At 68.1% G+C, this 25,684-nt stretch carries 24 protein-coding genes; 21 read left to right on the forward strand and 3 right to left on the reverse strand.

The annotated features are described in order from the left end of the window. The first annotated feature begins 37 nt into the window (after nucleotides 1-37). Entirely contained in the window at nucleotides 38-658 is a 621-nt protein-coding gene (locus ELQ40_RS05405) for a thymidine kinase (protein ID WP_127792768.1), read from the forward strand. A 39-nt stretch (nucleotides 659-697) separates the two neighbouring features. Here the strand turns inward: ELQ40_RS05405 and ELQ40_RS05410 are convergent, their stop codons facing one another. After that, on the reverse strand, nucleotides 698-1,429 hold the full coding sequence (locus tag ELQ40_RS05410; protein ID WP_127792769.1) for a CPBP family intramembrane glutamic endopeptidase: 732 nt from the start codon (nucleotides 1,427-1,429) through the stop codon (nucleotides 698-700). Between the two features lie 104 nt (nucleotides 1,430-1,533). Here ELQ40_RS05410 and ELQ40_RS05415 point away from each other — a divergent pair, with 104 nt between their 5' ends. Genes ELQ40_RS05415 through ELQ40_RS05445 form a run of 7 tightly spaced genes read left to right on the forward strand, consistent with a single transcriptional unit; the run spans nucleotide 1,534 to nucleotide 8,897 of the window. Further along, nucleotides 1,534-2,991, forward strand: coding sequence for a polysaccharide biosynthesis tyrosine autokinase (locus ELQ40_RS05415; RefSeq protein ID WP_240665954.1), 1,458 nt, complete (start codon nucleotides 1,534-1,536; stop codon nucleotides 2,989-2,991). Then, nucleotides 2,992-3,576 (forward strand): low molecular weight phosphatase family protein, encoded by a 585-nt coding sequence (locus ELQ40_RS05420; protein WP_127792770.1) that lies wholly within the window; start codon nucleotides 2,992-2,994, stop codon nucleotides 3,574-3,576. Next, entirely contained in the window at nucleotides 3,566-4,492 is a 927-nt protein-coding gene (locus ELQ40_RS05425; RefSeq protein ID WP_127792771.1) for a hypothetical protein, read from the forward strand. The genes ELQ40_RS05420 and ELQ40_RS05425 overlap by 11 nt, the downstream gene beginning before the upstream one ends. Before the next feature lie 26 nt (nucleotides 4,493-4,518). Then, on the forward strand, nucleotides 4,519-5,955 hold the full coding sequence (locus ELQ40_RS05430; RefSeq protein ID WP_255424723.1) for a sugar transferase: 1,437 nt from the start codon (nucleotides 4,519-4,521) through the stop codon (nucleotides 5,953-5,955). Further along, complete coding sequence (locus tag ELQ40_RS05435; protein ID WP_127792772.1) at nucleotides 5,955-6,830, forward strand: glycosyltransferase family 2 protein; 876 nt, start codon at nucleotides 5,955-5,957, stop codon at nucleotides 6,828-6,830. The genes ELQ40_RS05430 and ELQ40_RS05435 overlap by 1 nt, the downstream gene beginning before the upstream one ends. Then, entirely contained in the window at nucleotides 6,827-7,606 is a 780-nt protein-coding gene (locus ELQ40_RS05440) for a glycosyltransferase family A protein (RefSeq protein ID WP_127792773.1), read from the forward strand. Before ELQ40_RS05435 ends, ELQ40_RS05440 begins: the two co-directional genes overlap by 4 nt. A gap of 46 nt (nucleotides 7,607-7,652) precedes the next feature. Then, the gene (locus ELQ40_RS05445; protein ID WP_127792774.1) at nucleotides 7,653-8,897 is read left to right on the forward strand and encodes an O-antigen polymerase; all 1,245 of its coding nucleotides are present in this window, start codon (nucleotides 7,653-7,655) and stop codon (nucleotides 8,895-8,897) included. On the opposite strand, the gene ELQ40_RS05450 is transcribed toward ELQ40_RS05445, so the two are convergent. Continuing rightward, nucleotides 8,894-9,391, reverse strand: a complete 498-nt coding sequence (locus ELQ40_RS05450; RefSeq protein ID WP_127792775.1) for a DapH/DapD/GlmU-related protein — start codon at nucleotides 9,389-9,391, stop codon at nucleotides 8,894-8,896. The genes ELQ40_RS05445 and ELQ40_RS05450 overlap by 4 nt on opposite strands. A gap of 394 nt (nucleotides 9,392-9,785) precedes the next feature. Between ELQ40_RS05450 and ELQ40_RS05455 the strand changes: the two genes are divergently transcribed. Continuing rightward, the gene (locus tag ELQ40_RS05455) at nucleotides 9,786-11,237 is read left to right on the forward strand and encodes a lipopolysaccharide biosynthesis protein (protein WP_127792776.1); all 1,452 of its coding nucleotides are present in this window, start codon (nucleotides 9,786-9,788) and stop codon (nucleotides 11,235-11,237) included. 49 nt (nucleotides 11,238-11,286) lie between these two features. Continuing rightward, nucleotides 11,287-12,579, forward strand: coding sequence for a hypothetical protein (locus ELQ40_RS05460; RefSeq protein ID WP_127792777.1), 1,293 nt, complete (start codon nucleotides 11,287-11,289; stop codon nucleotides 12,577-12,579). Between the two features lie 10 nt (nucleotides 12,580-12,589). Here ELQ40_RS05460 and ELQ40_RS05465 read toward each other — a convergent pair whose 3' ends face one another. Continuing rightward, entirely contained in the window at nucleotides 12,590-13,315 is a 726-nt protein-coding gene (locus ELQ40_RS05465) for an acylneuraminate cytidylyltransferase family protein (RefSeq protein WP_127792778.1), read from the reverse strand. Between the two features lie 89 nt (nucleotides 13,316-13,404). Between ELQ40_RS05465 and ELQ40_RS05470 the strand changes: the two genes are divergently transcribed. The 11 genes from ELQ40_RS05470 (at nucleotide 13,405) to ELQ40_RS05525 (ending at nucleotide 25,648) form a co-directional block, all read left to right on the forward strand. Beyond that, on the forward strand, nucleotides 13,405-14,034 hold the full coding sequence (locus ELQ40_RS05470; RefSeq protein WP_127792779.1) for an acetyltransferase: 630 nt from the start codon (nucleotides 13,405-13,407) through the stop codon (nucleotides 14,032-14,034). Continuing rightward, nucleotides 14,031-15,059: an N-acetylneuraminate synthase family protein gene (locus tag ELQ40_RS05475; RefSeq protein ID WP_127792780.1), complete on the forward strand. Its 1,029-nt coding sequence runs from the start codon at nucleotides 14,031-14,033 to the stop codon at nucleotides 15,057-15,059. The genes ELQ40_RS05470 and ELQ40_RS05475 overlap by 4 nt, the downstream gene beginning before the upstream one ends. Continuing rightward, complete coding sequence (gene neuC / locus ELQ40_RS05480) at nucleotides 15,056-16,192, forward strand: UDP-N-acetylglucosamine 2-epimerase (RefSeq protein ID WP_127792781.1); 1,137 nt, start codon at nucleotides 15,056-15,058, stop codon at nucleotides 16,190-16,192. The genes ELQ40_RS05475 and neuC overlap by 4 nt, the downstream gene beginning before the upstream one ends. A gap of 8 nt (nucleotides 16,193-16,200) precedes the next feature. Next, the gene (locus tag ELQ40_RS05485) at nucleotides 16,201-17,265 is read left to right on the forward strand and encodes a sugar phosphate nucleotidyltransferase (protein ID WP_127792782.1); all 1,065 of its coding nucleotides are present in this window, start codon (nucleotides 16,201-16,203) and stop codon (nucleotides 17,263-17,265) included. Further along, entirely contained in the window at nucleotides 17,262-18,278 is a 1,017-nt protein-coding gene (locus ELQ40_RS05490; protein WP_240665956.1) for a GDP-mannose 4,6-dehydratase, read from the forward strand. Before ELQ40_RS05485 ends, ELQ40_RS05490 begins: the two co-directional genes overlap by 4 nt. Beyond that, nucleotides 18,275-19,447, forward strand: a complete 1,173-nt coding sequence (locus ELQ40_RS05495) for an aminotransferase class I/II-fold pyridoxal phosphate-dependent enzyme (protein ID WP_205649439.1) — start codon at nucleotides 18,275-18,277, stop codon at nucleotides 19,445-19,447. The genes ELQ40_RS05490 and ELQ40_RS05495 overlap by 4 nt, the downstream gene beginning before the upstream one ends. Before the next feature lie 423 nt (nucleotides 19,448-19,870). Further along, nucleotides 19,871-21,526: a DUF4012 domain-containing protein gene (locus ELQ40_RS05505; protein ID WP_127792784.1), complete on the forward strand. Its 1,656-nt coding sequence runs from the start codon at nucleotides 19,871-19,873 to the stop codon at nucleotides 21,524-21,526. Nucleotides 21,527-21,607: 81 nt separating this feature from the next. Further along, complete coding sequence (locus ELQ40_RS05510; protein ID WP_127792785.1) at nucleotides 21,608-22,114, forward strand: hypothetical protein; 507 nt, start codon at nucleotides 21,608-21,610, stop codon at nucleotides 22,112-22,114. Between the two features lie 126 nt (nucleotides 22,115-22,240). Next, entirely contained in the window at nucleotides 22,241-23,092 is an 852-nt protein-coding gene (locus ELQ40_RS05515) for a universal stress protein (RefSeq protein WP_164863475.1), read from the forward strand. Between the two features lie 4 nt (nucleotides 23,093-23,096). Further along, nucleotides 23,097-24,299: a heparan-alpha-glucosaminide N-acetyltransferase domain-containing protein gene (locus tag ELQ40_RS05520; RefSeq protein ID WP_164863476.1), complete on the forward strand. Its 1,203-nt coding sequence runs from the start codon at nucleotides 23,097-23,099 to the stop codon at nucleotides 24,297-24,299. A gap of 71 nt (nucleotides 24,300-24,370) precedes the next feature. Further along, nucleotides 24,371-25,648 carry a polysaccharide pyruvyl transferase family protein gene (locus ELQ40_RS05525; RefSeq protein WP_127792788.1) on the forward strand — a complete coding sequence of 426 codons (1,278 nt, stop codon included), beginning with the start codon at nucleotides 24,371-24,373 and terminating at the stop codon, nucleotides 25,646-25,648. The last annotated feature ends 36 nt before the right edge of the window (nucleotides 25,649-25,684 follow it).

A 25,684-nucleotide genomic window follows, 5' to 3' on the forward strand; every position in this document is an offset into this window, starting at 1 on the left:
GGCCGCACCACCCTGAGATCCGAACGGCGAACACGGCATGGCGAAGCTCTATTTCCGCTACGGCGCGATGAACTCGGGCAAGTCGACAGCCCTGCTGCAGGCGGCGTTCAACTACGAGGAGCGCGGGCACGAGGTGCTGCTCGCGAAGCCGTCGATCGACACGAAGGGCGACCGCGAGATCGTGTCGCGGCTGGGGGTCGCCCGGGAGGTCGACTTCACGATCGCGCCCGATGGTGACGTGCTCGCCGCGTTCGCGCAGCATCGGGTGCGCGTGCAGGCCGAGACGGGGCGGGACGTGAGCTGCCTGCTGGTCGACGAGGCGCAGTTCCTCACCGAACGCCAGGTCGACGACCTGCTGCGCATCGCGCTGCTCGAGGGAGTTCCGGTGCTGGCGTACGGGATCCGCACGGACTTCCAGACGGTCGCGTTCCCCGGCAGCCGGCGACTCCTCGAGGTCGCGCACAGCCTCGAGGAGTTGAAGACCATCTGCCGGTGCGGCCGGAAGGCGATCTTCAACGGCCGCCGCATCGACGGCGTGTACGTGTTCGACGGCGACCAGGTGGCGATCGACGGCGTCGAGGTCACGTACGAATCGCTGTGCGGCGTCTGCTACCTGCAGGAGTCGGGCGGCGTGCTGAACGGGCATCCGGTCGTCTGACGACCCTGCCGTCGCGTCCGTCGACGCCCGGCGTCGTCGTCAGACGAGCAGCGCGATGAGCGTGCCGTTGAAGACGGCGTGCGCGATGATCGCCCCGCCGAGCCGGTTCGTGAACGCGACCAGCGCCCCGACCGCGATTCCGAGGCACAGCGCGGATGCCGCGGTCACGACGGCGCTCGTCGGCGAGGGCGCCTCGACGGCGTGCAGCAGGCCGAACAGCAGGGCGCTTACCACGACACCGGTCGCCGTCGCGACGCGAGGCGAGACTCGGGATGCACCGGCGGATGCCGTCGCGTCGCGGACCACAGGCAGCGTGGTGCCGCGGAAGAACCATTCCTCGACGAACGGGGCCACGAGGATCGGCGCGACGACGAGCACGAGCCACGCGGTCGTCGGGTCGATGAGCACGGCCGCGCCGCCGGCCGGCATCCGCCCGGTCGCGACGAACTCGATGGACGTGGCGACGCCGCGCAGGAGGAGGCCGATGCCGGCGCCCCAGAGCAGGTCGATCGGGCGGAACGCGAACGATGGGATGCCGGCGCCCGCGGATTCGCGCGGGTTGCTCGCGACGCGCAGGGCTGCGCGCCGTCGCCCCGCCCACGCGCACGCGCCGAGCGGGATCCACACCACGAGGTAGGCGCCGAGCGCCTGGACGACCGGCGGCAGGATCACCGTGCGGACGAGCCAGGTCCAGATCAGGATCCCCGCGATCGCGAGCAGGATGCCGAGCGCGACCGGCGTCATCCGCACCGACGTTCCATGCCGCTCCACGTACGCGAGCGTAGCGGCGGGCCGTGGCGCGACGGCGGCCCGATGCGGGCGCGCGCAGATTTAACGTCGCCCGCCTTGCGGATCGCGCCTTCCCATGTGGGAGCATGAACGCAGCAACACATCAGTGGGGACTGACGAAGCGGGGGCTTGTGGAGCTGCGTGACTACATCCGCATCTTGCGGCAGAACTGGATCGTCATCGTCGCGTGCGTGTTGCTCGGCGTCGGCGTCGGTGCCGTCTACGCCCTGATGCAGACCCCGCAGTACAGCTCGTCGGCGAAGGTGTTCGTGTCGACGTCGAACGGCGGCACGATCGGCGAGCTGACGCAGGGCAGCACGTTCACGCAGCAGCGCGTCGCGACGTACGCCGACCTCGCCACCACGCCGATCGTGCTGCTTCCCGTGATCGGCGACCTGCAACTCGACATGACCGGCGAGCAGCTCGAGCGCAAGGTGGCCGCTGTGCCGCTGCCGGACACGACGCTCATCGAGATCACCGTGACGGATGCCGACCCGGCGCTCGCCGCGGAGATCGCGACCGGCGTGTCGGAGAGCCTGACGACGGTCGTCGAGTCGATCGAGACGACCGAGGCGACCAACGCCGCGGGGGAGGCCACCACGGGGTCGCCGGTGCAGCTCACCCTCGTGCAGCACGCGGCGGTGCCGCAGAAGCCCGTGAGCCCGAACGTTCCGCTGATCCTCGTGCTCGCGGCGTTCATCGGGCTCGCCCTCGGTGTCGGCATCGCGGTGCTTCGCGCGACGCTCGACACGCGGATCCGCAGCGAGCGCGACATCGAGCTCATCACCGACACTCCGGTGATCGGCGGCATCGTCTTCGATCCGAAGGCGAAGGAGCGGCCGCTCATCGTGCACGCCGACCCGCACTCGCCGCGCGCCGAGTCGTTCCGCTCGCTGCGCACGAACCTGCAGTTCCTCGACCTCGACCGCCGTGACCGCGCGTTCGTCGTGACGTCGTCGATCGAGTCGGAGGGCAAGTCGACGACGGCGGCGAACCTCGCGATCGCCGTGGCGGATGCCGGTGGCCGGGTGCTGCTCGTCGACGGCGACCTGCGGCGGCCGAAGGTCGCGTCGTACCTCGGGATCGAGGGGGCGGTGGGTCTCACGGACCTGCTGATCGGGCGCGCCCAGCTCGCCGACGTCATCCAACCGTGGGGTCGCGACCAGATGTTCGTGCTGCCTGCCGGTCGGGTACCACCGAATCCGTCGGAGCTGCTCGGGTCGACGGCGATGCTCGAGGTCGTGCGCGAGCTCAACCGCGCGTTCGACGTGGTGATCTTCGATGCGCCACCCCTGCTGCCGGTGACGGATGCCGCGGTGCTCACCCGCGCGGTGGGTGCGGCACTGGTCGTGGTCGCGGCGGGCCGAGCGCACAAGGGTCAGCTCAAGGGTGCACTCGACGTGCTCGCCAACGTGGACGCGCAGGCCGCGGGCATCGTGCTCACGATGCTGCCGACGAAGGGCCCGGACGCGTACGGCTACGGCAAGTACGGGTACGGGTACGGCTACGGATACGGGTATGCGCCCAGGGAGTCGGTGGGCTGAATGGAGGTGCTCGTCATCTGCACCGGCAATATCTGCCGTTCGCCGATCGCCGCGCAACTGCTCCAGGCCAGGCTCGACGGCATCGGCGTCTCCGCCGAGGTCTCGAGCGCCGGTACTCGTGCCATGGTCGGCGAGCCGATGACCCCGGAGGCGATGGATGCGCTGGCCGCGCTGGGGGTCGAACCCATGCCGCACCGCGCGCGTCAGCTCACGGACGCGCTCATTCGCGGATCGGAGCTGATCCTCACGGCGACTCGAGCGCACCGCGCCGAAGTGGCGTCGCTCGTTCCGGCCGCGGCACGCCGGGCCTACACGCTGCGCGAGTTCGCGCGGGTGGCCTCCGTCGTCGGGGCCGAACTGCCGACCCCGCCGGATGACCTGTTCCGTGCCCTGATCGCCACCGCGCCCACCCAGCGCGGATTCGCGGCTCCGCCCGCGTTCCCGGAGGACGACGACATCGTCGACCCCTATCGCCGCCCACCCGAGGTGTATGCCGAGGCGGCCGGACTCATCGATCTCGCGATCGCCGGGTTCGCCGAACCGTCGCCGGCTCCATCCGGGTGGGGTGGTGGAGATGGCACGTGATGCCGGAAAGGGCCCCTTCGCCGCGACCCCGGTCGTGATCGTCGCGCTCGTCGTGTTCGTGCTCGTCGACACGGCGCTCGTGTGGTGGGCGTTGGCCTCGGTCGGGAGGAATGCCGGATCGCCGGCCGCGGAGACGATGCCGACGCTGCCCGCGCGGGAGACCGCCGCGGCCGACTCGACGGTGCCGGCGACGACGATGCCGGCGGCCGCGACCGCCGCGGTCGTGCCCTCCGCGCGCTACCTCTACGCGGTCGACGGGGCGACCGCGTTCCGCGGCACCCGAGGGTCGTGCCCGAGCGTCGGCGCGAGCTTCGAGTCGACGACCGACGGCGGCGCGACGTGGGCGACCGGCGCGACGGAGTTCACCGACGCTCGCGCGGTCGCGCAGGCGCCGGAGGATCCGATCGTCGTGATCGCCCGGGATGCCGCGACCTGTGCGGTCACCGCGTATTGGACGTTCGTCGGCGGCATCGACTGGGAGCCCGCAGCCGAGTTCCAGCCGACCTGGATCGCCGACGGTGGCCGGGCGATCGCTCCCGGCGGCCTCGCGACCACGCCGTGCCGCGACGGGGTGGCCGACCTCGCAGGTCGCAATGATTCCGAGGCGGTCGTGCTGTGCGAGGACGGCCTGCTGCTCACGACCGCGGATGCCGGTGTCACCTGGGTTGCCGTCGACCCTGTCGCCGATGCGGTCGCGGTGGCCGCGGGAACCGACGCGTTCCTGGTGGCCGTGGCTGGCTCGCCGGACTGCGACGGGGTGCGGGTCATCGCTGCGGGCGGTGGGGCGATCGGCGAATGCGTGGCAGTAGCGGTCGCTCCGGGGGAGACGGCGATCGATGTCGCCGGGGACGGCACGGTGTGGGTGTGGGCCGGCGATGCCATCGCCCGATCGGCCGACGGGGGTGCGACGTGGTGATGCGCGCGACTGGGCCGATCGCGAAGATGTCCACGACGACGGAGTGGGCGTCGCACCTCGCCACGCGCGTGCGGATCACTGACCTGCTCGTGCTCGTGTGGGTCGTGTTCGGGGTGCAGATCGCGTGGCTCGGACTCGACTACGCCGTGTCGGGTTTCAGCGGAGCGAACGACATCCCGCTCAGCTACACCGTGGTCTCCTTCGTGATCGTCGCAGCGTGGATGATCGCGCTCGAGCTGTACGACACGCGTTCGCCGCGCGTGCTCGGGGTCGGCACTCAGGAGTATCGGGCGATCGCCGACAGCGCGCTTCGCCTGTTCGGTCTCGTCGCGATCGTCGCGTTCCTGTTCCGCCTCGACCTGGCGCGCGGCTACATCCTGATCGCGTTCCCGCTTGGCGTGCTGGTGCTGCTGCTCTCCAGATGGACCTGGCGGCAGTGGCTGAGCATGATGCGCCGCCGTGGGCAGCTCTCGTCGCGCGTGCTGCTGGTCGGATCGTGGTCGTCGGTGGTCACGATCGCACGCGAGCTAACGCGGGCTCCGGAGGCGGGATACCGCGTCGTCGGGGTCTGCGCGACCGACGCACCGGCCGACCAGCTTCCGGGCACGCGGGTGCCGGTGATCCCACGAACGACGACGGCGCTCGCGGTGATGCGCGACCTCGGCGCCGACACCGTGATCATCACCAGCGCAGACGAGCTAGGCCCCGAGCGCGTGAAGGAATTGAGTTGGGGCCTGATGCCCGGAGCCGAGCATCTCGTCGTCGCACCGAGCCTGATCGACATCGGTGGCCCACGCATCCGCACCCGCCCCGTCGCCGGATTGCCGCTCATGCACGTGGAGACGCCGAAGTTCGAGGGACGCAAGCTGGTCGCGAAGCGGGTGTTCGACCTCGTGTTCGGCGTCGGTATCGTCGCACTGCTCTCGCCGGTGTTCATCGTCGTCGCGGCGTTGGTGAAGGGATCCTCTCCAGGCCCACTGCTGTATCGCCAACGTCGAATCGGAAAGGATGGCGAGCCGTTCGCAATGCTGAAGTTCCGCTCGATGGTCGTGGGGGCCGACGCGCAGCTCGCGGCCCTTCTCGAGGCGCAAGGGACGGCGGATCGCCCGCTTTTCAAGGTCGAGAACGACTCACGGATCACCCGCGTCGGTCGGGTTCTCCGGAGATACTCGCTCGACGAATTGCCGCAGCTGTTCAACGTCATCGGTGGGTCGATGAGCCTCGTGGGACCGCGGCCTCAGGTTGCCGCGGAGGTCGAGCTCTACGACCGAGGGGCCCATCGCCGGCTGCTCGTGCAACCGGGGATGACCGGTCTCTGGCAGGTGAGCGGACGATCGAACCTGAGCTGGGAGGAAAGCGTGCGACTCGACCTGTATTACGTCGAGAACTGGTCGATCACCGGCGACGTGGCCATCCTTTGGCGGACTGCCCGGGCAGTTGTGAGGAAGGACGGAGCGTATTGATGAAATCAACGGCGCTCGACATCGTGATCGTCACCTACGCGAGCAGAGACCTGATCACGCACTGCCTCGACAGCCTGTTCGACAACGAGCCCGCCGTCCCGTTCCGGGTCCTGGTCGTCGACAACGATTCGCCGGACGGAACGGCAGAGGCAGTTCGTTCTGCTTACCCGAGGGTCGAAGTCATCGCTCGCGCATCGAACGACGGATTCGCAGTTGCCAACAACGTCGCGCTGCGCAGATCGACCGCTCCCTACGTCCTGGTACTCAATCCAGACACCCGACTCGAACCCGGCACGATCGACCACCTCATCGACGTCATGGAACGGGACGCGACGATCGGCGTCATCGGGTGCAGACTGCTCACTGCCGATGGCACGCTGGATCACGCCGCGAAGCGATCCTTTCCGTCGCCCGTCGTTGCCGCGAAGTATTTCGCGTTGAGGCTGATCGGTCGCAGGGGTTCGGCCTACGTTCGCCCGGACGTCCAGGAAACGGACATCGCCGACGTCGAAGCGGTGAACGGCGCTTTCATGCTGATCCGTTCGTCAGCGCTCCGCGACGTCGGCCTCCTCGACGAGCGGTACTGGATGTACGGCGAGGACCTCGACTGGTGCGCACGCTTCCTCGACCAGAACTGGCGCGTCGTGTACGACGGTCGAGTCGTCGCGCATCACCTCAAAGGGGGAAGCACCGACGGTCGCCGGCCATTGAAGCTGAACTACCACTTTCACAAGAGCATGCTCATCTTCTATCGCGATCACGTGAGCCGGCGGAATCTCATCGCGGATGCGGTCGTCACGGCGGGGGTTTGGATGCGTTTCGCGATAACAAGTGCACTCGCATCGGGGGAGCATCTCGTGCGGAGGTCGAGATGACGTACGTCAGCGTGATTCTCCCGACGTACAACCGGGCGCGCCTGATCGAGCGAGCGATCGGGAGCGTCCTGTCGCAGACCCATCGCGAACTCGAGCTCATCGTCGTCGACGACGGCTCCACCGATGACACTGCAGCGTTGGTCGAACAGGTGGGCGATGAGCGGGTCAGCTTCATCCGGCAGGAGAACGCGGGCGCTCCGAGCGCTCGCAATCGCGGTGTCGCCGCGGCGAGAGGCGCTTGGGTAGCGTTCCAGGACTCCGACGACGAATGGGATCCAGGTTTCCTCGAGTCGGTGGTCGCAAGGGCCGCGCCCGAGCGAGTGGTGTTCACGTCGCACGCCGTGATCTTCCGGTCAGGGATCATCGAGGTGGTTCCATCGGGCCGGGTTTCGAATCCGGGGCGAACCCTCCTGCGGGGCAACATCGCGTCTATGCAGACTGCACTCTTGCCCGTCGACCTCGCGAGATCGAACCCGTTCGACACCTCCCTGCCTCGGTTCCAAGACTGGGATCTCTGGCTCGCGCTGATCGAGGCCGATGTCGAGTTCGTACATCTACCGCTGATCGGAGCAACGCTCCATCGGCAGACAGATAGCATCTCCGAAGGCTCCCTCGAGGTCCGACAACGAAGCCTTCGACAAATTCTCACCAAGCACAGGCGCACCGTCTCGAAGGATCCGGTTGCGCTGGCGCGCCTTCTCGCACGGGCGTACGCCCCGGACCGACTCGTGAGCGCACGGCACCGACAACGACGACCCGAGGTGGGATCGACATGATCGGCATAAGGTCGGTCAACTCCCAATCAACGGCGAAGGGGTTCTGATGATGCCCAGGACCGCTGTCGTCCAAACGGAAAACTCAGCACTGCGGAGAATCCGCACACTGGTGCTGCCTGGGTACCTCACGGCCGTGCTGTTGGTCTGGGGAAGCGTCACGTTGCTCTACACGCTGGGATGGAGCCGGTACTTCACCGAGCCGGTCACCGGTCTGATCCCGCTAATCCTTCTTGTGCTGCTCGGCACCGTCGTCGGGTTCGCCCTGCTGGGCGGGAGGTTGGTGTCGGGGCGTGCTGATCGAAGTCGGCTCACCGCGGCACTCTCCTCAGGAAGGTCCCTCGCACCGCTGTATCGGCTGATCTTCATCGTGTGGGCAGGGGTCGCGGCGGTGGAGATCGTGCTGGAGGGTGTCCCGCCGCTCTTCCGCTCGTTCATGGGTCAGGGATCGGACTACAACGACTATGGGCTGCCGTCGATCCACGGGCTGCTGCTCGCCATGGCGTGCGCTCTCGCACTTATCGAGCAGGCAGTGCGGTTGAACCAGGGGCGGCAGCCGTTCGGACCGTACACGCTGGTGATCTGTTTCTGGCTCCTGCTGCTCATCGGCCGGAAGCACATGATCGTCATCGCGGTCCAACTCCTCCTATTGCTCCTTGCGAGGGAAGTGCTGAGGCTCAGCCTCGCAAGAATGATGAAGTGGACCGCGGCCCTGCTCGCCGTCGTGTTCGTGTTCGGATTCCTCGGCGATTTCCGGTCGAATGCAGGCATCGGCATCAAGGAGAAGCTCAAGTACATCGGTCCGGAGTGGGTACCGGATGCGTTCGTCTGGATCTACTCGTATCTGGCAACCCCGTTGGCGAACTGGCAGAACGCCCATGTCAATGGGCATGAGGGAAATGATCTCTTTCCATGGCGAGTGTTCGCCGGTCTCCTCCCCACCGTGTGGAGTGGTGACGCGGTGGACCAAGTGGTCCCGGGTGGCAACTACCCCTGGTTGCTGACGAGCAGTTTCAACGTATCGACCGGGTTCATCGTGCCGCTCGTCGACTCCGGCATGGTGGGTGTGTTCCTGTACGCACTCCTCCTCGGCTTGGTGTCCGCGGTCCTCCTGGGGAACGCGCGAGGTCTCGCTGGCGGGCTGGCCTATCTCGTGGCCTATCAGTGCACGATCATGATGATCTTCAACAACAACTTCGGGAACCTGAACACCGTCTTCCAGATCCCGTTGCTCCTCATTCTGGGGCAACGCATGATTGCCGAGTCAGCGGAGCCAGCTGCGCGCGAGGCCTAGAAGTACTCGCCTGCCGATTCGAGTCGGTTGTAATGCTCGGCGTCCCGGTATGCGAATGGCTTCGCCGGGTGACCGCCCGCGATCGCCAGAGGCGGGATGTCGAGGGCGACGGTGCTTCCAGCCTGAACGATCGCTCCGTCCCCGATCGTCACGCGCCCAAGGATTGTCACGCGAGCGCCGATCCAGACATTCTTGCCGATCTCGACCGGCTTTTCGATGATGGTCGAGTCATACGGGAGCGCGTCGCCACGGTAGTTGTGGACGTCCGTGATCACCACGCATTCCGAGCCCGAATGGAAGTTGTCGCCGATCGTGACTCGGCCCCTCCCGCGGATCTCGATTCCGTTGAAATGCACATTGGATCCCAGTTGCGTCGCGCGCGTGAAACGAGATCGAGCATTCACGCGAACGTTCGCACCGGAAGAGCCGACCCGCTTGAGAGAACGTCGCGTCCAATACCACCGCTTCAAACGCCGTCGGAACTGCTGCAACATTCCAACCGCAGACACATACCCCCCTGAGCGCCGACGCGGGCCATGCGCCGAGCGGCCCCACAAGGTTGAACCCTCGAGGCGCCACGTCCGACGACGCATCGCTGACGAATGCTGATCAGCATATCCGCGGACATCGTTGCGCGTTCGACGTGGGCGACCGTGTCGCTGCATCGTGCGCCCTGCCCGATAGACCCGGGGAACCGGGACCGACCGAATGTCGGCCGGTCTCGCGAACGCCGCTGAAATGCCTTCCGTGCCTACTAGGCTGACGTGCGATGAGTGGCGTGGGGGCGCAGATCCGGTCGAGTCCGACAACATCCGTGCGACTGTCGCGTTCGGCGGCTCCCGCCGTACTCCCTCTGAGTCGACCGAGTCGTGAGGTGGCCGAGGCGTGATGTCGGCGTCCTTCGAGCCGCCGGAATCGCAACCCGTACCGAAGTCGGGAGGGGTGCTTTCCGTTCTCGTCGGTCGGGGCAGTCTTTACACGATCGCGACGGCCGCGCCGATCGCCGTCTCGCTGGCAGTGACGCCGGTATTGACCAGAGTGCTCGGCGCTCACGAGTACGGGATCGTCGGTATCGCGATCACGCTCCTGCAACTCGGAAGCATGCTGCTCGCTTTCGGGCTGCCGCTCGCGATCACGCGCAGCGCGATTGTCGAAGCCGCAGGCGCGCCGGGGGCGTCCGCGCTCGTCCTCGTCGGCGCCGGAGTGGCTATCGTCGCGGGGGCAGCGATCGCTGCGTCGACGCTGTTCTGGGTTCCTTCGATCTTCGAGGCCGCGGGCGGCGTAACCGGACTGATGCCGCCGGTGATCTCAGCGATCGGTCTGGCGATGGTGTCGTTGGCGCAGGCGCTGTTACGGGCGCTCGAACGCGCAGGCGCTTTCGTGATCGCGGCGGCGGCGGCTTCGCTGGCACCTCCGGTTCTCGGGCTCGCAATGCTGGGGATCTTCGGTCCGCATGCGCTCGTCTATCTGTGGGCCCTTGCCTCCGGGCACCTCGTGATCGGCGCAGCGACCGTGCTCGTGGTGACGGCGTCTGTGCGACCTCGTTGGAGCGACGTCCGGCTTCGAGCAGCGTTTCGGACGGCATTGCCGACGATCCCGCACCAATTGGCGTCGCCGCTGCTGATGACCGGCCTCGTCGGTGCGGCGACCGTCCTCTACGGGGCAGCTGCCGCGGGGCAGGTGCAACTCGCCCTTCTACTCGGCACGGCTCCGATGTTCGTACTCAGCTCGCTGAACCACGCATGGTCTCCGCTCATCATGCGGACGCCCGATGATCAGCGCGTTCGTGTCTCACGGGATTCGGCAGTGCTCGTCGCAGCTCTGACTCTCGTCATGAGCGCCGGCTTCGTCGCACTCATCGGGCCCATGTCGCGGTTGATCGCCGGGCCGGTGCTGGCGACTCCCGATTTCGTGTCCGCGGCTTCCACCGCGGCGATCGGCGCGAGCTTCATGGTCGTTTACCTGGCCAACATCCAACTGGTCTTCCGCCACGGCAGGACGGGTCTACTCGGCATCACGTCTCCGACCTCGACGATCATCTCGATCTCGGTGGCCGCCGCGCTTGGCTCGACGTTCGGTGGAGACCTCCGATTCATAGTGGGAGGGGTAACGCTCAATTGGGTGTTGATGAGTCTCGTCAGTCTCTGGCTTCGCAGCCGGACCGACGAACCGCCGGTTCAGCTGGGTCCAGCGATTCCATATCTCGCGGGGAGTGTGGCCTTGACCGCGACCTGGGCGTTCGTGCCAGTGCCTGCTTGGGTCGGTTGGGTGCTGCTCGCGATGACGCTATTGCTCGTGGGTGCCGTGCAGCTCGGCGCAGTACGGCGTCGACGAAGATGACATCGCGGGCCTGCCACTCCTGCTCCGAATACGATCGCGAGGCTGAAGCGTGAAACCCCGAACCGTGCGGCCACGCGAGCTGTATTGGTGTCTGGCACCGCAGCTCGATCTGGCTGCGTCGTGGAGCGCACCGCGGGCGGATCACCGGATCGCACCGACGATCGCCCGGCCGATACGGCTTCCGGCGCTGGGTTTCGTCAATGGGAGCCTCGTCGCCTCTGCGACGCTCAATCAGCGGCGAGCGCTCGAGCCGCTCACCATTCGTGGTCTGCAACCATTCCGAATCAGGGTGGTTCGGTCTTGGTTCGAGAGCCTGGGACCACGCCGGCCAGCGGCGATCGAGGTCGCCGACTGGGGCGATGCGGTGCTCGATTCGATCGGACGGTCGGACGCGAAGGTGATGTGGCACACGTCGGTGGCGAAGGCCGCATTCGCGATCCGGCTCTACCGGGCGATCGATTGGACGGCTGTTTCGTCGGTGGTCGTTGCCACGCAGCACGAGTTGATGGTCCGTTCGTTGATCCTGGCGGCGCAGGAGGCGGGCAAACCGGTGGTTTACCTGCCCCACGCTCCGATCGGGAGCAACGCCCAGTACGCCGATCTTCCGACGGCGTTCGCGGGGCTGCGGGGGCGTCGCGAGGTCGACTACTGCGCGCAGCACCTCAACGCGGATGCGGAGCTGCTCGACGTGGTGGGCAACCCGAGCTCGGATGTCCTCTCGGCTCCCATGCCTGCGATCGATACGGCCGGGCCTGGTGTGCTCGCCTTGTCCCCGCATCCGCCGCGACTGCTCAGGGCGATCGTCGACGCGGTCCGCGAAAGCGGAGTAAAGCACCTCATCGTTGCACCGCATCCTCGCTCGAACCTCGCCGAGATCTCGAAGCTCGTCCCGAAGGGGTGGAGCGTCCATGCGGGGCGCCGCACGCTCGATCTGCTGCGCGAGGGACCGCGATTCCTCCTGCATCACTCGAGTGGCGTCGCTTGGGAATCGGCCGCGTTGGGCATCCCGACCGCAGACGTCTCCGTCGGCGGGGCACGCCCAAACTATCCGTTCTTGGAGGACCCGGTCTTCCCACGCTTGCAGAACTCCGGGGAGATCGCCGATTTCGTGCTGGGAGGTGGGAGTGAGGCGACCGATCGAGAACTGCTGCGCGTGTCTGCGATGGCTTGGTGTGCGATCGATGGCGAAGCCGCGGCACGTCGAGTCCGCGAGGTCGTCGCCGAGGCGGAAGCCCGCTTCAGAGGTGGGCGGCCGGCCAGGTTGGTCGACGGCTGGGCCGGCGCGGACTCGCCTGCTCGTGAGATCTCGTGGCTCCCGGCTGTTCCGGCCGATTGGTCGTGAGGCGTCTGCCTTAGGTCCAGGCCGATGAATCCTGAGCCTGCTGCCGGAGCCCCATGAGGTCCGGCCGATCCGCCATGAGGAGTTCCACCAATTTCCAGTCGATCTCGTGGTCGATGTCGATCGAACGCTCGCGGGGCATCTCGTGGAGTCGGATAGTGCCTCCCCATAACGTGTCGGTGAGGCTCGATCTGCGCCAGCAGTACACCGAACCGTTCATGGCGAAGACGGGTGGCGCACTCTGCCGGTCAGTGACGCTGCTTTGAAGGACGAGCCCGTAGCTGCCCGGTTGCTTCTCTTCAACCATGTTGAAGTAGGGATTCTTCTCGGCGACGTACCCGGTGATCACGAGGTCGCTGCGGTCGTCCAGGAGATCGATGCAGGCGTCGATGTCGGCGAGGGATCGAAGCGGGGACGTCGGATCGAGGTCGACGACGCGTTCGACAGAGGTTCCGGTTCGCTCGATCTGCTCGACGAGGTCTCGGATCACCGGCACTTTCGGAGCACCGTCCGTGGCCAAGTGGGCGGGCCTCAGGCTTAGCACGATGGCGCCGGCCGATCGCGCGATGGAGGCGATCCTCTCGGAGTCCGTCGAAACGTACACGCTGTCGATGCTCGAGGACGCCAGCGCCTGCCCGATTGTGTACGTGATGAGTGGTCGGCCATGCATCAGCCGCCAGTTCTTCCCCGGCACACCCTTCGACCCTCCACGTGCGCAGATCGTCGCCACCGTCGCCATGAACACATCCGATCGTCTCGCAGATCACGCATAGCCCCGTTGTTCGGGAGGACGCCACTAGTATCTTGCCTGTGGGTTCGGGGCATCAAATGTCCTCAGCCGCGGGTCGATGCGTCGTCTTGGGTGCCGGGGGGCATGCCTCAAGCGTCGATGACGTCGTCCGGTCCGCAGGGTGGGAGATCGTGTGTTTCGGCGGTGACAGCCGCTCGGAACTCTCTGCGCCCTGCGTCGATCACGAGTCGGCAATGCGCACTGCGCGGGCCGAGGGACTTCCGATCCTCGTCGCGATCGGGGACAACGCCCGGCGAGCCTCGCTGTATGCGTCGATTCGGGAGCCCGATTGGGTCGAGGCCATCGTGGCGTCGTCGGCCACGGTGGCCGATTCGGCGCTCGTCGGACGCGGCACCACGGTGCATCATCACGCGCACATCGGGCCGAACGCCCGGGTCGGGACGATGGCGATCATCAACACCCGGGCGGTCGTCGAGCACGATTGCCGGGTCGGCGACGGCACGCACGTCGCGCCAGGGGCGATGCTGCTCGGAGGGGTCGAGGTTGGCGTCGGCGCCCTGATCGGAGCCGGGGCGACGGTGCTCCCCGGTTTGAAGATCGGGAACGATACGGTGGTCGGAGCACACGCACTGGTAACACGGGACGTCGAGGACGGTTCCACCGTCGTCGGAAGCCCGGCAACGAGCACTCGGACCAGGAGCATATGAAGCAGGTCATGCAGCCGCAGGCCGGCGATGAGACGGTCGTCATCGCGGAGGCCGGGGTGAACCACAACGGCGACGTCGACATCGCCCATGAGTTGGTGGACGTCGCAGCCCGCGCAGGCGCGCAGTTCGTGAAGTTCCAGACGTTCGATGCGGACAAGCTCGTGTCCGAATCGGCTGCCGCAGCGCCGTACCAGCGAGCCCGTGGTGCGACGTCGCAGCGGGAACTCCTGGACTCCCTTCAGCTTCCGGAGCGAGCTTGGGTGGAACTGCGGGAGCACGCGGAGTCCTCAGGCATCGGGTTCTTGAGCACGCCATTCGACATCGACAGCGCACGGATGCTCATCGGACTCGGCGTCACCGCCCTCAAGGTCTCCTCCGGCGAACTGACGAATCTGCCCCTGCTCCGTGAGCTTGCCACCCTCGGTGTGCCACTGCTGCTCTCGACGGGCATGGGGGACATGCAGGAGGTTACGGACGCCGTGGCTGCATGCGCACAGGCGCCCGAAATCGCCATCTTCCATTGCGTGTCGGCATACCCTGCACCGCTTGAGGAATGCAACCTCAACGCGATCCCCGCGATGGCCGCGGCTCTGGGTATCCCCGTGGGTTGGTCCGATCACACGCCGGGTCGTGAATCGGCCATCGTCGCAGCGGCCTTGGGCGCTCGACTGTTCGAGAAGCACTTCACACTCGATCGGACCCTACCTGGCCCGGACCATCAGGCGAGCCTCGAGCCGGATGAACTCCGCGACTACGTCGGAATCCTGCGACGGATCCCCGTGGCGCTCGGTGACGGCGTGAAGCGAGCGCAGCCATCCGAGTTCGCGAATCGTGACGTGGTCCGTCGATCCTGGCACGCCGCGCGTGACCTCGAGTCGGGCGACGTGCTGCGCCGCGAGGATCTGGTCGCGCTGCGGCCGGCGAACGGTATCTCGCCGGCGCTCGACCTCGAAGGAGAGCGTCTGGCGCGGACGGTGCGGCGCGGCGAGACCTTCACGATCGATGCCCTCATGGATCACGGATGAACGTCGCGGCGTTCGTCAGCACACGAGCGGACCTCAGCCCTATGTCGCCGGTCATCGCCGAACTGGCGGCCGCGAGCGACATCGACCTCGCCGTCATCTGCGGCATCGCAGTCTCTGCCGCGGATGTCCGGGCAGCGCTCGGCGACCCGCTGCCAGCGACAGGGATCCATGAACTACCACGACTGGACGGCCGCGTCGACTCCGAGTCGATTGCTCGGGAAGGCATCGATCTGACCGCGGGGATCCATGAGGTCCTGGACAGGCTCCAGCTCGATGCGATCGTCGTGCTGGGCGATCGATGGGAACTCCTGTACGTCGTGCCTGCGGCATTCCTCGCCGGGGTCCGAATCGTCCACATCCATGGCGGCGAGGTGACGGAGGGGGCGATCGACGAACGAGTGCGGCACGCGGTGACCAAGCTCGCCGACGTCCACTGCGTGGCTTCCGTCGATGCACGCAATCGGGTTCGGCAGATGGGGGAGCCGGAGGGGCGTATCCATCTCACCGGCGCTCCGGGCCTGGACCGCTATCGATCCATCGAACGGGTCGACGATGCATCGCTTGGAAGCTTGCTCGGATCACCGGTCGCTCGGCCTCTCGCCCTGTTCACGATCCACCCGGCGACGGCGGCCGAGTATGCCTCCGCGGGTCGGCTCACTCGCGACGCCTTGCAGGCGACCTTGGAACACTGCGCGACGGTCATCGCCACGGACCCGGGGATGGACGATGGGCGTGACCAGATCCTGGCGGTGCTCGATGAGTTCGCTGGGCGCGATGACCGCGTGGTTCGGGTTCCAAGCTTGGGAGCCGCGTTTCCCGTTGTCGTGGCTTCAGTCGATGTGGTGGTCGGCAATTCGTCGGCAGGGATCATCGAGGCACCCGCAGCCGGCGTTCCATCGGTCGACGTGGGCGTGCGTCAGGCCGGGCGGCTGCGCGCGGCGAGTGTCCTGACGGCGGCGGCGGACGTGCGGAGCGTCGGTGCGGCTGTTTCCACGGCGCTCCGCGACGACATGCGTTCGCACGCGTCGTCCGTCCCGAACCCTTACGGGGACGGAAGGGCGGCACCTCGTATCCTCGCGGCGGTCCGAACCGCTGCCGACCTATCAATGTCCAAGCCGTTCGTGTCCTACTAGGGGGAATATTGATCGATGCGCAGCTCGCCACGTCCTGCGTCCGACCGTCCGCATCGCTGCTCGACGCAGTGCAGGCGATCGATCGAGGCGCCAGCGGAATCGCGTGCATCACGGAGGAATCCAGCGATGTGCTCGTCGGGGTCCTGACGGACGGCGATGTCCGCAGGGCGCTCATCGGAGGAGCACAGGTGGGAAGTCCCGCGCTCCCGCATGCGACTCTTTCACCGCTCACGCTGCCGTCGGGCACCCCGCGCGCGCAGGTCCTCGACCTGATGCGGGCGCACCGAATCGACGCAATCCCGATCGTCTCGGAAAGCGGCGTGCTGGTCGAAGTGCAGACCCTGTCCGACATCGTCGGTGGGTCGCACCTGCCGAACCACGCCGTGATCATGGCGGGCGGCCGGGGTACGCGTCTGGGCTCGTTGACCCGGTCCACGCCGAAACCGCTGATGCAGGTCGCAGGGCGTCCGATCATCGAGTGGATCATCCTCGGGCTGGTCGGTGACGGGATCCAACACGTCCACGTCAGCGTCAACTACCTGGCCGACCAGATCATCGATCGCCTGGGTTCGGGTGGGGGTCTCGGCTGCGAGATCCACTATCTTCGCGAGGAACCGGAGAGCCCTCTCGGGACGGCCGGCTCGCTGACCCTGCTCCCGGAGGAACTGACTGCTTCGTCTGCGGATCCGCTGATCGTGCTGAACGGCGATCTCATGGTCGAGTTCGATGCCCGCGCCTTGCTCGCCCACCACGAAGCAACGCGCGCTGGGCTAACCATCGGCACCAAGAGCTATCAGCATTCCGTCCCCTTCGGCGTCCTCGAACTCGATGATGCACGGAAGGTCACGGGGATCGTCGAAAAGCCTGACCTCTCTGTCGAGATCAACGCCGCGGTGTACTGCGTCGACGCGCAACTGATCGGACTGCTGCCTCCGCGCGCGCCGAGCACCATGCCCGAGCTCGCGCAGTCTGCTTTGGACCGGGGCATCGCCGTTTCCGCATGGGGCATCGAAGCCGAATGGATCGACGTGGGGACGCCCGGCGACCTCGCGCGTGCAAAGGGGGAAGTGTGAGTCGACTCGAAGACCTCGCCGGAAGGCGCGTCCTCGTCACCGGTGCGGACGGCTTCATCGGGTCCCATGTCGTGGAGACGCTTCTGGGGCTCGGGGCGAACGTCGGTGCTTTCTGCGCGTACAACTCGTTCGGATCCCGCGGGTGGCTCGACGAATCGGACGCGTTCAAGGAAGGGCTCCGGGCGGGGCGTGCCGAGGTACTACTGGGCGACGTCCGGGACGCTGAATTCGTGGCTGAGGCCGTCGCCGGTCGCGACATCGTCTTTCACCTCGCCGCGCTCATCGCTATCCCGTATTCGTACGTCGCCCCCCGCTCCTATGTCGACACGAATGTGATCGGCACGCTCAACGTCCTCGAGGCAGCGCGCCGCCATGGAACGGCGCGGATTGTGCACACATCAACATCCGAGGTCTACGGAACGCCGGACTCGGTGCCCATCTCGGAGGATCATGCCCTGAAGGGACAGTCTCCGTACTCCGCCTCGAAGATCGCGGCCGACAAGATGGCGGAGTCGTACGCGCGGTCCTTCGACCTACCGGTCACGACACTGCGGCCGTTCAACACGTTCGGCCCAAGGCAGTCGGCGCGCGCGGTGATCACCACCGTGCTCTCGCAGTTGATCGCGGGGGCGGAGCGTATCAAGCTCGGTTCGCTCTCGCCGCAACGAGACTTCACGTTCGTCACCGACACCGCGGACGGATTCGCCCGCGCGGCTGTGGCGGATCTCGCATTCGGCGAGACGGTGCAGCTAGGCACCGGTAGGACGGTGTCGATCGGTGACCTCGTCGCGATCTGTCAGCGGGTCCTCGGCACCACCGCGAGTATCGAAAGCGAGAGCGAACGGGTTCGCCCGGCGAACTCCGAGGTAGAGATCCTGCTCTCGGATCCGTCGAAAGCGCGAACGCTCTTGGGCTGGGAGCCGACTGTGTCGCTCGAGGTCGGAATCGCGAGAACTGCCGATTGGCTGCGGGGTCGGGTCGACGCTGAGACCGCGGGGACGTACCACCGTTGACCGAGGAATTGCATGCCCCTGGTGCGCTCGCGAGGGCCGGTGTGATTCCGCTTTCGGAACCGAACCTCGGCCAGTTGGAGTACGCCGCTGTCCTCGACGCGCTGCGTTCCGGATTCGTGTCGTCGGTGGGCCCCGCCGTCGATGAGTTCGAGGCGAGTTTCGCAACAGCGGTCGGTGCGGAACACGCGATTGCCTGCTCAAGTGGAACCGCCGCGATCCACGTCGCGCTCATCATTGCCGGTGTTTCGCGTGGAGATGAGGTGTTGTGCTCCGACTTCACGTTTGCCGGTTCGGCGAACCCGATCGCATACCTCGGAGCGGAGCCGGTCTTCATCGACTCCGACGAGCGGACGTGGAATGCGGACCCAGGTCTCGTGATCGAAGAACTCGAACGTCGGGCTCGCGAGGGTCGCCGGATGCCCGCAGCGGTCGAGATCGTGCACGTGCTGGGGCAACCGGCCGACATCGGACCGGTCCTCGACGCGGCGGCTCGGTTCGGAGTCCCGGTTATCGAGGACGCGGCGGAAAGCCTCGGTGCGACCTGGTCCAGCGGAGGCCTCGCGGGTCGGCATACGGGTGCGGTCGGGACGATCGGCTGCTTCTCGTTCAACGGGAACAAGATCGCGACCAGCGGCGGCGGCGGCATGATCGTCACGAATGATGCGGACCTCGCCAAGCGCGCCAAACACTTGACCACGCAGGCGAAGGTTCCGGCTGTCGGGTACCTCCACGATGAGGTCGGCTACAACTACCGCCTCACGAACCTGGCCGCGGCGCTCGGGAATGCGCAATTGTCACGGATCGATGAGTTCGTCACTGCGAAACGCCGGATTGCGCAGTTCTACGACGAGATGCTCGACGATTTAGGAGTGACGCTCCCTCCAAGGGTCGACGGATTCGATTCGACGTACTGGTTGTACTCGGTGCTCACCCGGGACACGAACGAACGGGATGCCTTCGTCACCCACCTTGCCCGACACGGGATTCAGGCGCGAGCGCTGTGGCGACCGATGCATGCGCAGCCGCCCTTCTCCGCGGCTCGCAGGCTCGGGGGCACAGTCGCAGACACGCTGTTCGAGCGAGGGGTCTCGCTACCCAGCTCCACTCACCTCGGTGACGGCGAGCGCGATCGTGTCGCTGCAGCCGTGCGCACGTTCTACGCCGGATAGCTTCGTGGACGTATTCGGGTCGCGATCGTGCTCGGCGGCCGATTGGTTACGCTACCCATCGTGACGCCGACTTCAGGGGGTTCAGGGTCGTCGAATCGGGACCTCGGGGGAGGTGCATCCGATCGGCAAGGATCGTCGAGCAGTTCGTCGGGGTCGTCGCTCCATCGATCGGGCTCCGGGTCCAGCGGCGGAAGTTCCAGCCGCGGAAGTTCCAGCCGCGGAAGTTCCAGCCGCGGAAGCTCCGGCAGGTCCGGCTCGGGCAGCTCAAAGAGTCGCCACCACCGCTCCTCGAAGTCCCGCCGTCGAGCCCGCCGCAAGCGCATCATCACCTGGACGATCGTCGGCGTCGCCGCAGCCCTCGTCCTGTCGGTCGCGTGGGTCGGCATCCGCGCGTTCCTCGCGACGCAGGAGCTGCAAGACGCCGTGCCGCTCGCACGCCAGGCGCAGCAGCAGATCCTCGCCGGCGACGTGGCCAAGGCGACGGTCACGGCCAACGAGTTCGCGGGTCACGCGGCATCCGCTGCCCAACTGACCGGCGATCCGGTCTACTGGCTGTACGAGCGACTGCCGCTGCTCGGGCCGAATCTCGAGGTGCTGCGGTCGGTGTCGGCCTCGGTCGACACGGTCGCGCGCGGCGCCGTGGTGCCGCTGGCGCAGGCGGCCGGCTCCGTCGATGTGAACCGGTTCGCACCGGCGGGCGGGCGTATCGACCTGCAGGCGATGATCGACCTGCAGCAGCCGGTCGGCAGCGCCGCCTCCGCGTTCGACATCGCCGCCGCGATGGTGCTGCGCCCGGCGGTGGCATCCGCCGACGTCGTCGGCCCGCTCGCCGACGCGCGCGACGAGTACTCGACCCTGGTCGCCGACGCACGAGACACCGTCGACGCGCTCGACCGGGCCGTCACGCTGCTGCCGTCGATGCTCGGCGCCGAGGGGCCGCGCGACATCCTCCTGCTGTTCCAGAACAACGCCGAGCTGCGCACCCTCGGCGGCGTCTCGAGTGCGCTCGCGCTCGTGCACGCCGACGGGGGAGCGGTCGCGATGACGCAGCAGGCCGACTCGGGCGACATCGGGCGGTTCCCCGAACCGGTCGTCGCGCTGCCGATCGAGACCCGGGCGCTCTGGGGCGACAACACGGCCCGCTACATCCAGGACGTGAACTTCACCCCCCAGTTCCCGCTCGCGGCGACCATCGCGCGGGAGATGTGGCGTCAGCGCTACGCGGTCGAACCGCAGTCGGTCGTCGCCGTCGATCCGGTGATGCTCAGCTACCTGCTCGCCGCGACCGGCCCCATCACGCTCGCGAACGGCACCCAGCTCAGCACCGAGAACGCGGTGCAGTACCTGCTCTCCGACGTCTACCTCCAGTACTCGGGCAACGAGGCCGACGCCGTGTTCCAGGATGCCGCGGCCAGCGTGTTCGCCGCCCTCACCTCGGGAAGCATCGACGCGCGGGCCATGGTCGAGGCGCTCGCGAAGGCCGGCGCCGAGCGGCGCATCCTCGTGTGGAACGCCGACGTCGAGGAGCAGGCCGTGCTCGCCGGCACCGACCTCTCGGGCGAACTGCCCGCCTCGACGCCCGACGACCAGGTCTTCGGCGTCTACCTCAACGACATGACCGGCTCCAAGATGGACACCTACCTCGACGTGCAGTACGGCGTCGGCGCCACCACGTGCCGCAACGACCGGCTGCCGCTCTACGAGATCCACGTGACGCTCACGAACACCGCGCCGGCGGATGCCGCGACCAGCCTGCCGCCGTACGTGACCGGTGACGGGAACCACGGCACGCCGCCCGGCCAGATCGCCACGTCGGTGCACGTCTACGGCGAACAGGGCACGTACAACCTCGGCGTGCTGCTGGACGACCAGCCCGTCGGGTACCACCCCACGTCCGACACGGGCTACACGCTGAGCAAGGTCGTCTCCCGGCTCGACCCCGGAGAGAGCGCCACGTACCGCTTCGCGTTCCTCGGCGGCGAGCCGATCCAGAAGGCGCCGGTCATCGAATCGACGCCACTTGTTGACGTCCCCGAAATACTGGGGGTCGCGCTTTCCTGTGAATCTGCCCTATGGTGAGAAAGGTGTTGTCCTTGGGGGTGAGGGCGACTCAGTTTCCCAATCTGGGACTCATGAACGCATACGGGGGTATCAGCAATCATGATTCGTAAAGTTCTCGCCGGCGTCGCCGTCGTCGCAGCAGCACTGCTCGCGGCACCGGCAGCGGCCAGCGCCGACGAAACCGCCGGGTACACCGGCCAGGGCACCAACGTCACCCTGACCGTCGGCGAAGTCGGCACCATGACCTTCTCGGGCCTCGCGCCCTCCACGCCGTCGACCGCCACGGTCGACGACGCGGTGACCATCACGGCCGTGCTCAAGGCGGCCACCGCCACCAAGCCGACGGATGCGTCGGGCACCGTCTCGTACTCCGTCTCGTCGAACACGCCCGGCACCTACACGGTCACCGCGACCGCCGGCCAGTACGTGGCGACCGGCACGCTCACCGTCGTCCCAGCCGACACCGCCGGCGCGGGCACCGGCCTCTCGGCGACCGGCTTCGACCTGCCGGTCCTGTGGATGTGGATCGGCGGTGGCGCACTCATCCTGGGCGCAGCACTCGTCATCGTCCTCACCACCGTTCGCCGCTCGCGCACCGAGTCCTGAGCGACCACCCCGGCACGACACCGACGGATGCCCCGGGCCCACGCCCGGGGCATCCGCTCGTCTGCGCGGCCTCTGGCCTGTCGCGCCGTTTCGCGTGAAGATGGAGCACACGGGGAGGAGGCATCCATGGCGGAGATCATCGTCGGAGTGAGCGCCGGAGGCCCGGCGAGCGAGGCGGCCGTCGAATGGGCTGCGTGCCGAGCAGTCGGCCGAGGCCTGCCGCTGCGGCTCGTGCACGTCGTCGACAGTGCCATCCAGGCGACCGGCGACGCCGAACTGCTGCTCGCCGCGCACAGCGTCGCCGAACGCAGCCTCGACGCCGCGAAGGCGGTCGCAGCGCGGGTCGCACCGGGCATCGAGGTCGGCGCCGACCTCGAGCAGGGGCAGGCGGTCGAGGTCTTCGACCGGCTCTCGCGCAACGCCGAGCTGCTCGTCGTCGGCAGCGACTGGCACGGCGGCAAGCGTCCGAGCCGACGCGGCGTGCACAGCCTCCGCATCGCCGCGGCCAGTCACGCGCCCGTCGCCGTCATCCCCGACATCGACGTCAGCGCCCGGCGCGGCGTGGTCGTCGGCGTCGACGGATCCGAGCAGGGTCGTCGCGCACTCGACTTCGCCGTCGGCGAGGCCGGCCGCCTCGGCGAACCGCTCATCGCCCTGCACGCGTGGGACATCGCCGTCATGGTCGGCGGCGAGTACGGCTACGGCGTCGCGATGGTCGGCACCGACGAGCTGGGGGACGCCGCGGCCGAAGTGCTCGACGAGGTGATCGCGCCGGTCTCGGCCGACCACCCGGACCTCGAGATCGTCCGTCGCGTCGTCGCGGGCGACCCCGTCAGCAGCCTCGTCGACGAATCGATGGATGCCTCGCTCCTCGTCGTCGGCAGTCACGGGCGCGGCGCGCTGGCGCGGTTCCTGCTCGGGTCGGTCAGCCACGGGGTGCTCTCGCACCTCGAGTGCCCGACGGTCGTCGTGCGCTGACCGCGTGAGCGAGGCGAGCGGCGGGCAGGCGCCCCGCGTCATCGGCGTCGACGCGGCGCGCGGGCTCGCCCTCATCGGCATGTTCGTGGCGCACACCGCGCCGATGGCCGCCACGGCCGACGCGCAGGCGATCATCGCGATCGCCGACGAACGGCCACGACTGCTCTTCGCGCTGACCGCGGGACTCGCGCTCGGCTTCATCAGCGGAGGCATCCGGCCGCTGCCAGCGGCGCGCGGATTCGCCGGCGGACCGGAGCGCCGCCGGCTCCGCCGGCAGATCGCGATCCGCGCCGTCATCCTCATCGCGCTCGGACTTCTGATCACCGAGTACCTGAGGCCGCTCGTGTTCGTGATCCTCGACGTGTACGGCGTCGCGTTCCTCGTGCTCATCCCGCTGCTGTTCCTGCCGCGCTGGGTCGCGCTCGGCATCGGCATCGCCGGGCTCGCCGTCGCGCCCGGCCTCGCGGTGCTCCTCGCCCGCGAGGACTGGGTCGTGCAGGCCCGCGGCACCTGGCTCGAACTGCCGGCGGCCTGGTTCGTCTCGGGCGCCTATCCGGTGATCGAGTGGGTGCCCGTCATGCTCATCGGCGTCGCGATCGCCCGGTTCGGGGCGACGCGGCCTCGCGTGGTCGGCACGACCGCGGCGGTCGGCGCCGTCGCCGGCATCGCGTTCCTCCCGATCGGCGTGGAACTGCTGCGACTCGGCACCCGACAGTTCACCGACCCCGCGCTCGTGCCCGAGGCCGTGCGCACGCTCGCCCTCGGCGAATCGCTGCAGGCCCTCGGCAACGTCGGCATCGGCGCCGTCGTGGTGGCCGTGCTCGTCGCGCTCACCGCGCTCGCGGGCGCGCGCACCACCCGGATCACGACCGCGGTGCTCTCGCCGGTCACCGCGATGGGCGCCATGCCGCTCACGATCTACACCGCGCAGCTCATCGTGCTCGCCGGATCGAAACGGGTCGAGAACGGCATCGAGACGGATGACTCGTGGCCGTTGCTCCTCGCCCTCGTGGTCGGCTCGATGGTGTTCGCCTGGTGCTGGCGACGCTGGATCGGCCGCGGGCCGCTCGAGGAACTGCTGCGGATCGCGAGCGGGCGACGACGAGACGGCCGACGGGGCGAGACGCCGCCCACCGATCCGCCCTCCACCGATCCGCCCACCGCCGATCCGCCCACCGATCGACACCCGATGGGCACGCAGCCGTAACACGGCGTGGATACCGTGGCCGGACGGCGTGGGGGCGTCCGCCCCCGTGCCGACCCAGCAGGGAAGGTGCCATGTCCCGGATCGTCGCCGCAGCCCGCCGCCTCCAACGACGCGCCCGAGCGAGGTTCTCGCCGCGCCGCCACGCGGCCCTCGCTGTCGCGGCGTTCGCCGCGCCGGCCGCGCATGTAACGTCGGGGTCCGCGCCTGCGCCCGATCACCTCGTCATCGCTCCGCCCGGGCACGGCAACATCGGCGACGCGGCGCTCCTCGGCGCCTACCTCGACCGCGTGACCGGATCGGTGCTCGTCGTCACCCGCGGCGAGGACGACTTCGACGTGTCCGCCTACGGGAAGCGCGTGCGCGTGCTCGCGCTCCCGATGCTGCTGTACGGGGGCACCGGGCACTTCGCCCGAGGCGTGCGCGAGCTCCGCGGCCACGTCGGCCCGCACACGGTCGTCGCCGTGCTCGGCGCCGACATCATGGACGGGGCCTACCACCCCGCGGCATCCGTCAACCGTGCGCTGATCGCCGCCGCCGCGGCGAAGGCCGGTCGCGACGCGCGGATCCTCGGCTTCAGCTGGAACGCCGCGCCCGACCATCGGGCCGTCTGGGCGATGGGGGAGGCCGCGGCATCCGGCGCCCTGCTCGCCCCACGCGACCCGATCTCGCTCGAACGGTTCCGTCGCGACGTGCCGGCGGCGTGGCCCGTCGCCGCAGCCGACCTCGTCTTCACCGCGAACCGCCGCGAACCGCTGCCACAGGCGCTCGACGCAGCGCTCGCCGGGGCCGAGCGGCCCGCCGTCGTCAACGTGAGCGGCCTCATCGCCGAGCACGTGCCGCCCGGCACCTACGCGGCCGTCGTCCGCGACCTCCTCGAGACGTGCGACCGCGTCGTCGTGCTGCCGCACGTGTCGCGGCCCGGCGCCGACGACCTGCCGCACTGCCGCGACCTGGCCGGGGCCTTCGCCGACGACGACCGGGTGGTCCTCGTCGAACGACTCCTGACTCCTCCGCAGGTGCGCGAGCTGGCATCGCGCGCGCACCTCGTGCTGACCGGACGGATGCACCTCGCCGTGATGTCGCTCATGGCCGGGGTCCCCGCGATCACGATGGCCAGCCAGGGCAAGGTCGAAGGGCTCATGGCGCTGTTCGGGCTTCCCGAACTCTGCATCGAGCCCGGCCCCGCGCTGGCCGAGGAGCTCCCGGCACGCGTCGCCGCCGTGCTGGCCGACCACGAGCGGATCGCGAGCCGGATCTCCGAACGGCTGCCCGGGGTCGCAGCGCTCGCCGAACGCAACTTCGACGCGCTGCCGGTGTTTCCGTTGGGTGAACAGCTCGTTTCGACCTGACCGGGATGGTTCGCGGGCGAGCTCGGGCGTGACATG

This window comes from Agromyces sp. LHK192 (assembly GCF_004006235.1).
Lineage (GTDB): Bacteria > Actinomycetota > Actinomycetes > Actinomycetales > Microbacteriaceae > Agromyces.

What these genes read in the sequence shown, in the direction of transcription:
- ELQ40_RS05405 (WP_127792768.1), top strand. Translation starts at nt 38, where the DNA reads ATGGCGAAGCTCTATTTCCGCTACGGCGCGATGAACTCGGGCAAGTCG.
- ELQ40_RS05415 (WP_240665954.1), top strand. Translation starts at nt 1,534, where the DNA reads ATGAACGCAGCAACACATCAGTGGGGACTGACGAAGCGGGGGCTTGTG.
- ELQ40_RS05420 (WP_127792770.1), top strand. Translation starts at nt 2,992, where the DNA reads ATGGAGGTGCTCGTCATCTGCACCGGCAATATCTGCCGTTCGCCGATC.
- ELQ40_RS05425 (WP_127792771.1), top strand. Translation starts at nt 3,566, where the DNA reads ATGGCACGTGATGCCGGAAAGGGCCCCTTCGCCGCGACCCCGGTCGTG.
- ELQ40_RS05430 (WP_255424723.1), top strand. Translation starts at nt 4,519, where the DNA reads ATGTCCACGACGACGGAGTGGGCGTCGCACCTCGCCACGCGCGTGCGG.
- ELQ40_RS05435 (WP_127792772.1), top strand. Translation starts at nt 5,955, where the DNA reads ATGAAATCAACGGCGCTCGACATCGTGATCGTCACCTACGCGAGCAGA.
- ELQ40_RS05440 (WP_127792773.1), top strand. Translation starts at nt 6,827, where the DNA reads ATGACGTACGTCAGCGTGATTCTCCCGACGTACAACCGGGCGCGCCTG.
- ELQ40_RS05445 (WP_127792774.1), top strand. Translation starts at nt 7,653, where the DNA reads ATGATGCCCAGGACCGCTGTCGTCCAAACGGAAAACTCAGCACTGCGG.
- ELQ40_RS05450 (WP_127792775.1), bottom strand. Translation starts at nt 9,391, where the DNA reads ATGTTGCAGCAGTTCCGACGGCGTTTGAAGCGGTGGTATTGGACGCGA.
- ELQ40_RS05455 (WP_127792776.1), top strand. Translation starts at nt 9,786, where the DNA reads ATGTCGGCGTCCTTCGAGCCGCCGGAATCGCAACCCGTACCGAAGTCG.
- ELQ40_RS05465 (WP_127792778.1), bottom strand. Translation starts at nt 13,315, where the DNA reads ATGGCGACGGTGGCGACGATCTGCGCACGTGGAGGGTCGAAGGGTGTG.
- ELQ40_RS05470 (WP_127792779.1), top strand. Translation starts at nt 13,405, where the DNA reads ATGTCCTCAGCCGCGGGTCGATGCGTCGTCTTGGGTGCCGGGGGGCAT.
- ELQ40_RS05475 (WP_127792780.1), top strand. Translation starts at nt 14,031, where the DNA reads ATGAAGCAGGTCATGCAGCCGCAGGCCGGCGATGAGACGGTCGTCATC.
- neuC (WP_127792781.1), top strand. Translation starts at nt 15,056, where the DNA reads ATGAACGTCGCGGCGTTCGTCAGCACACGAGCGGACCTCAGCCCTATG.
- ELQ40_RS05510 (WP_127792785.1), top strand. Translation starts at nt 21,608, where the DNA reads ATGATTCGTAAAGTTCTCGCCGGCGTCGCCGTCGTCGCAGCAGCACTG.
- ELQ40_RS05515 (WP_164863475.1), top strand. Translation starts at nt 22,241, where the DNA reads ATGGCGGAGATCATCGTCGGAGTGAGCGCCGGAGGCCCGGCGAGCGAG.
- ELQ40_RS05525 (WP_127792788.1), top strand. Translation starts at nt 24,371, where the DNA reads ATGTCCCGGATCGTCGCCGCAGCCCGCCGCCTCCAACGACGCGCCCGA.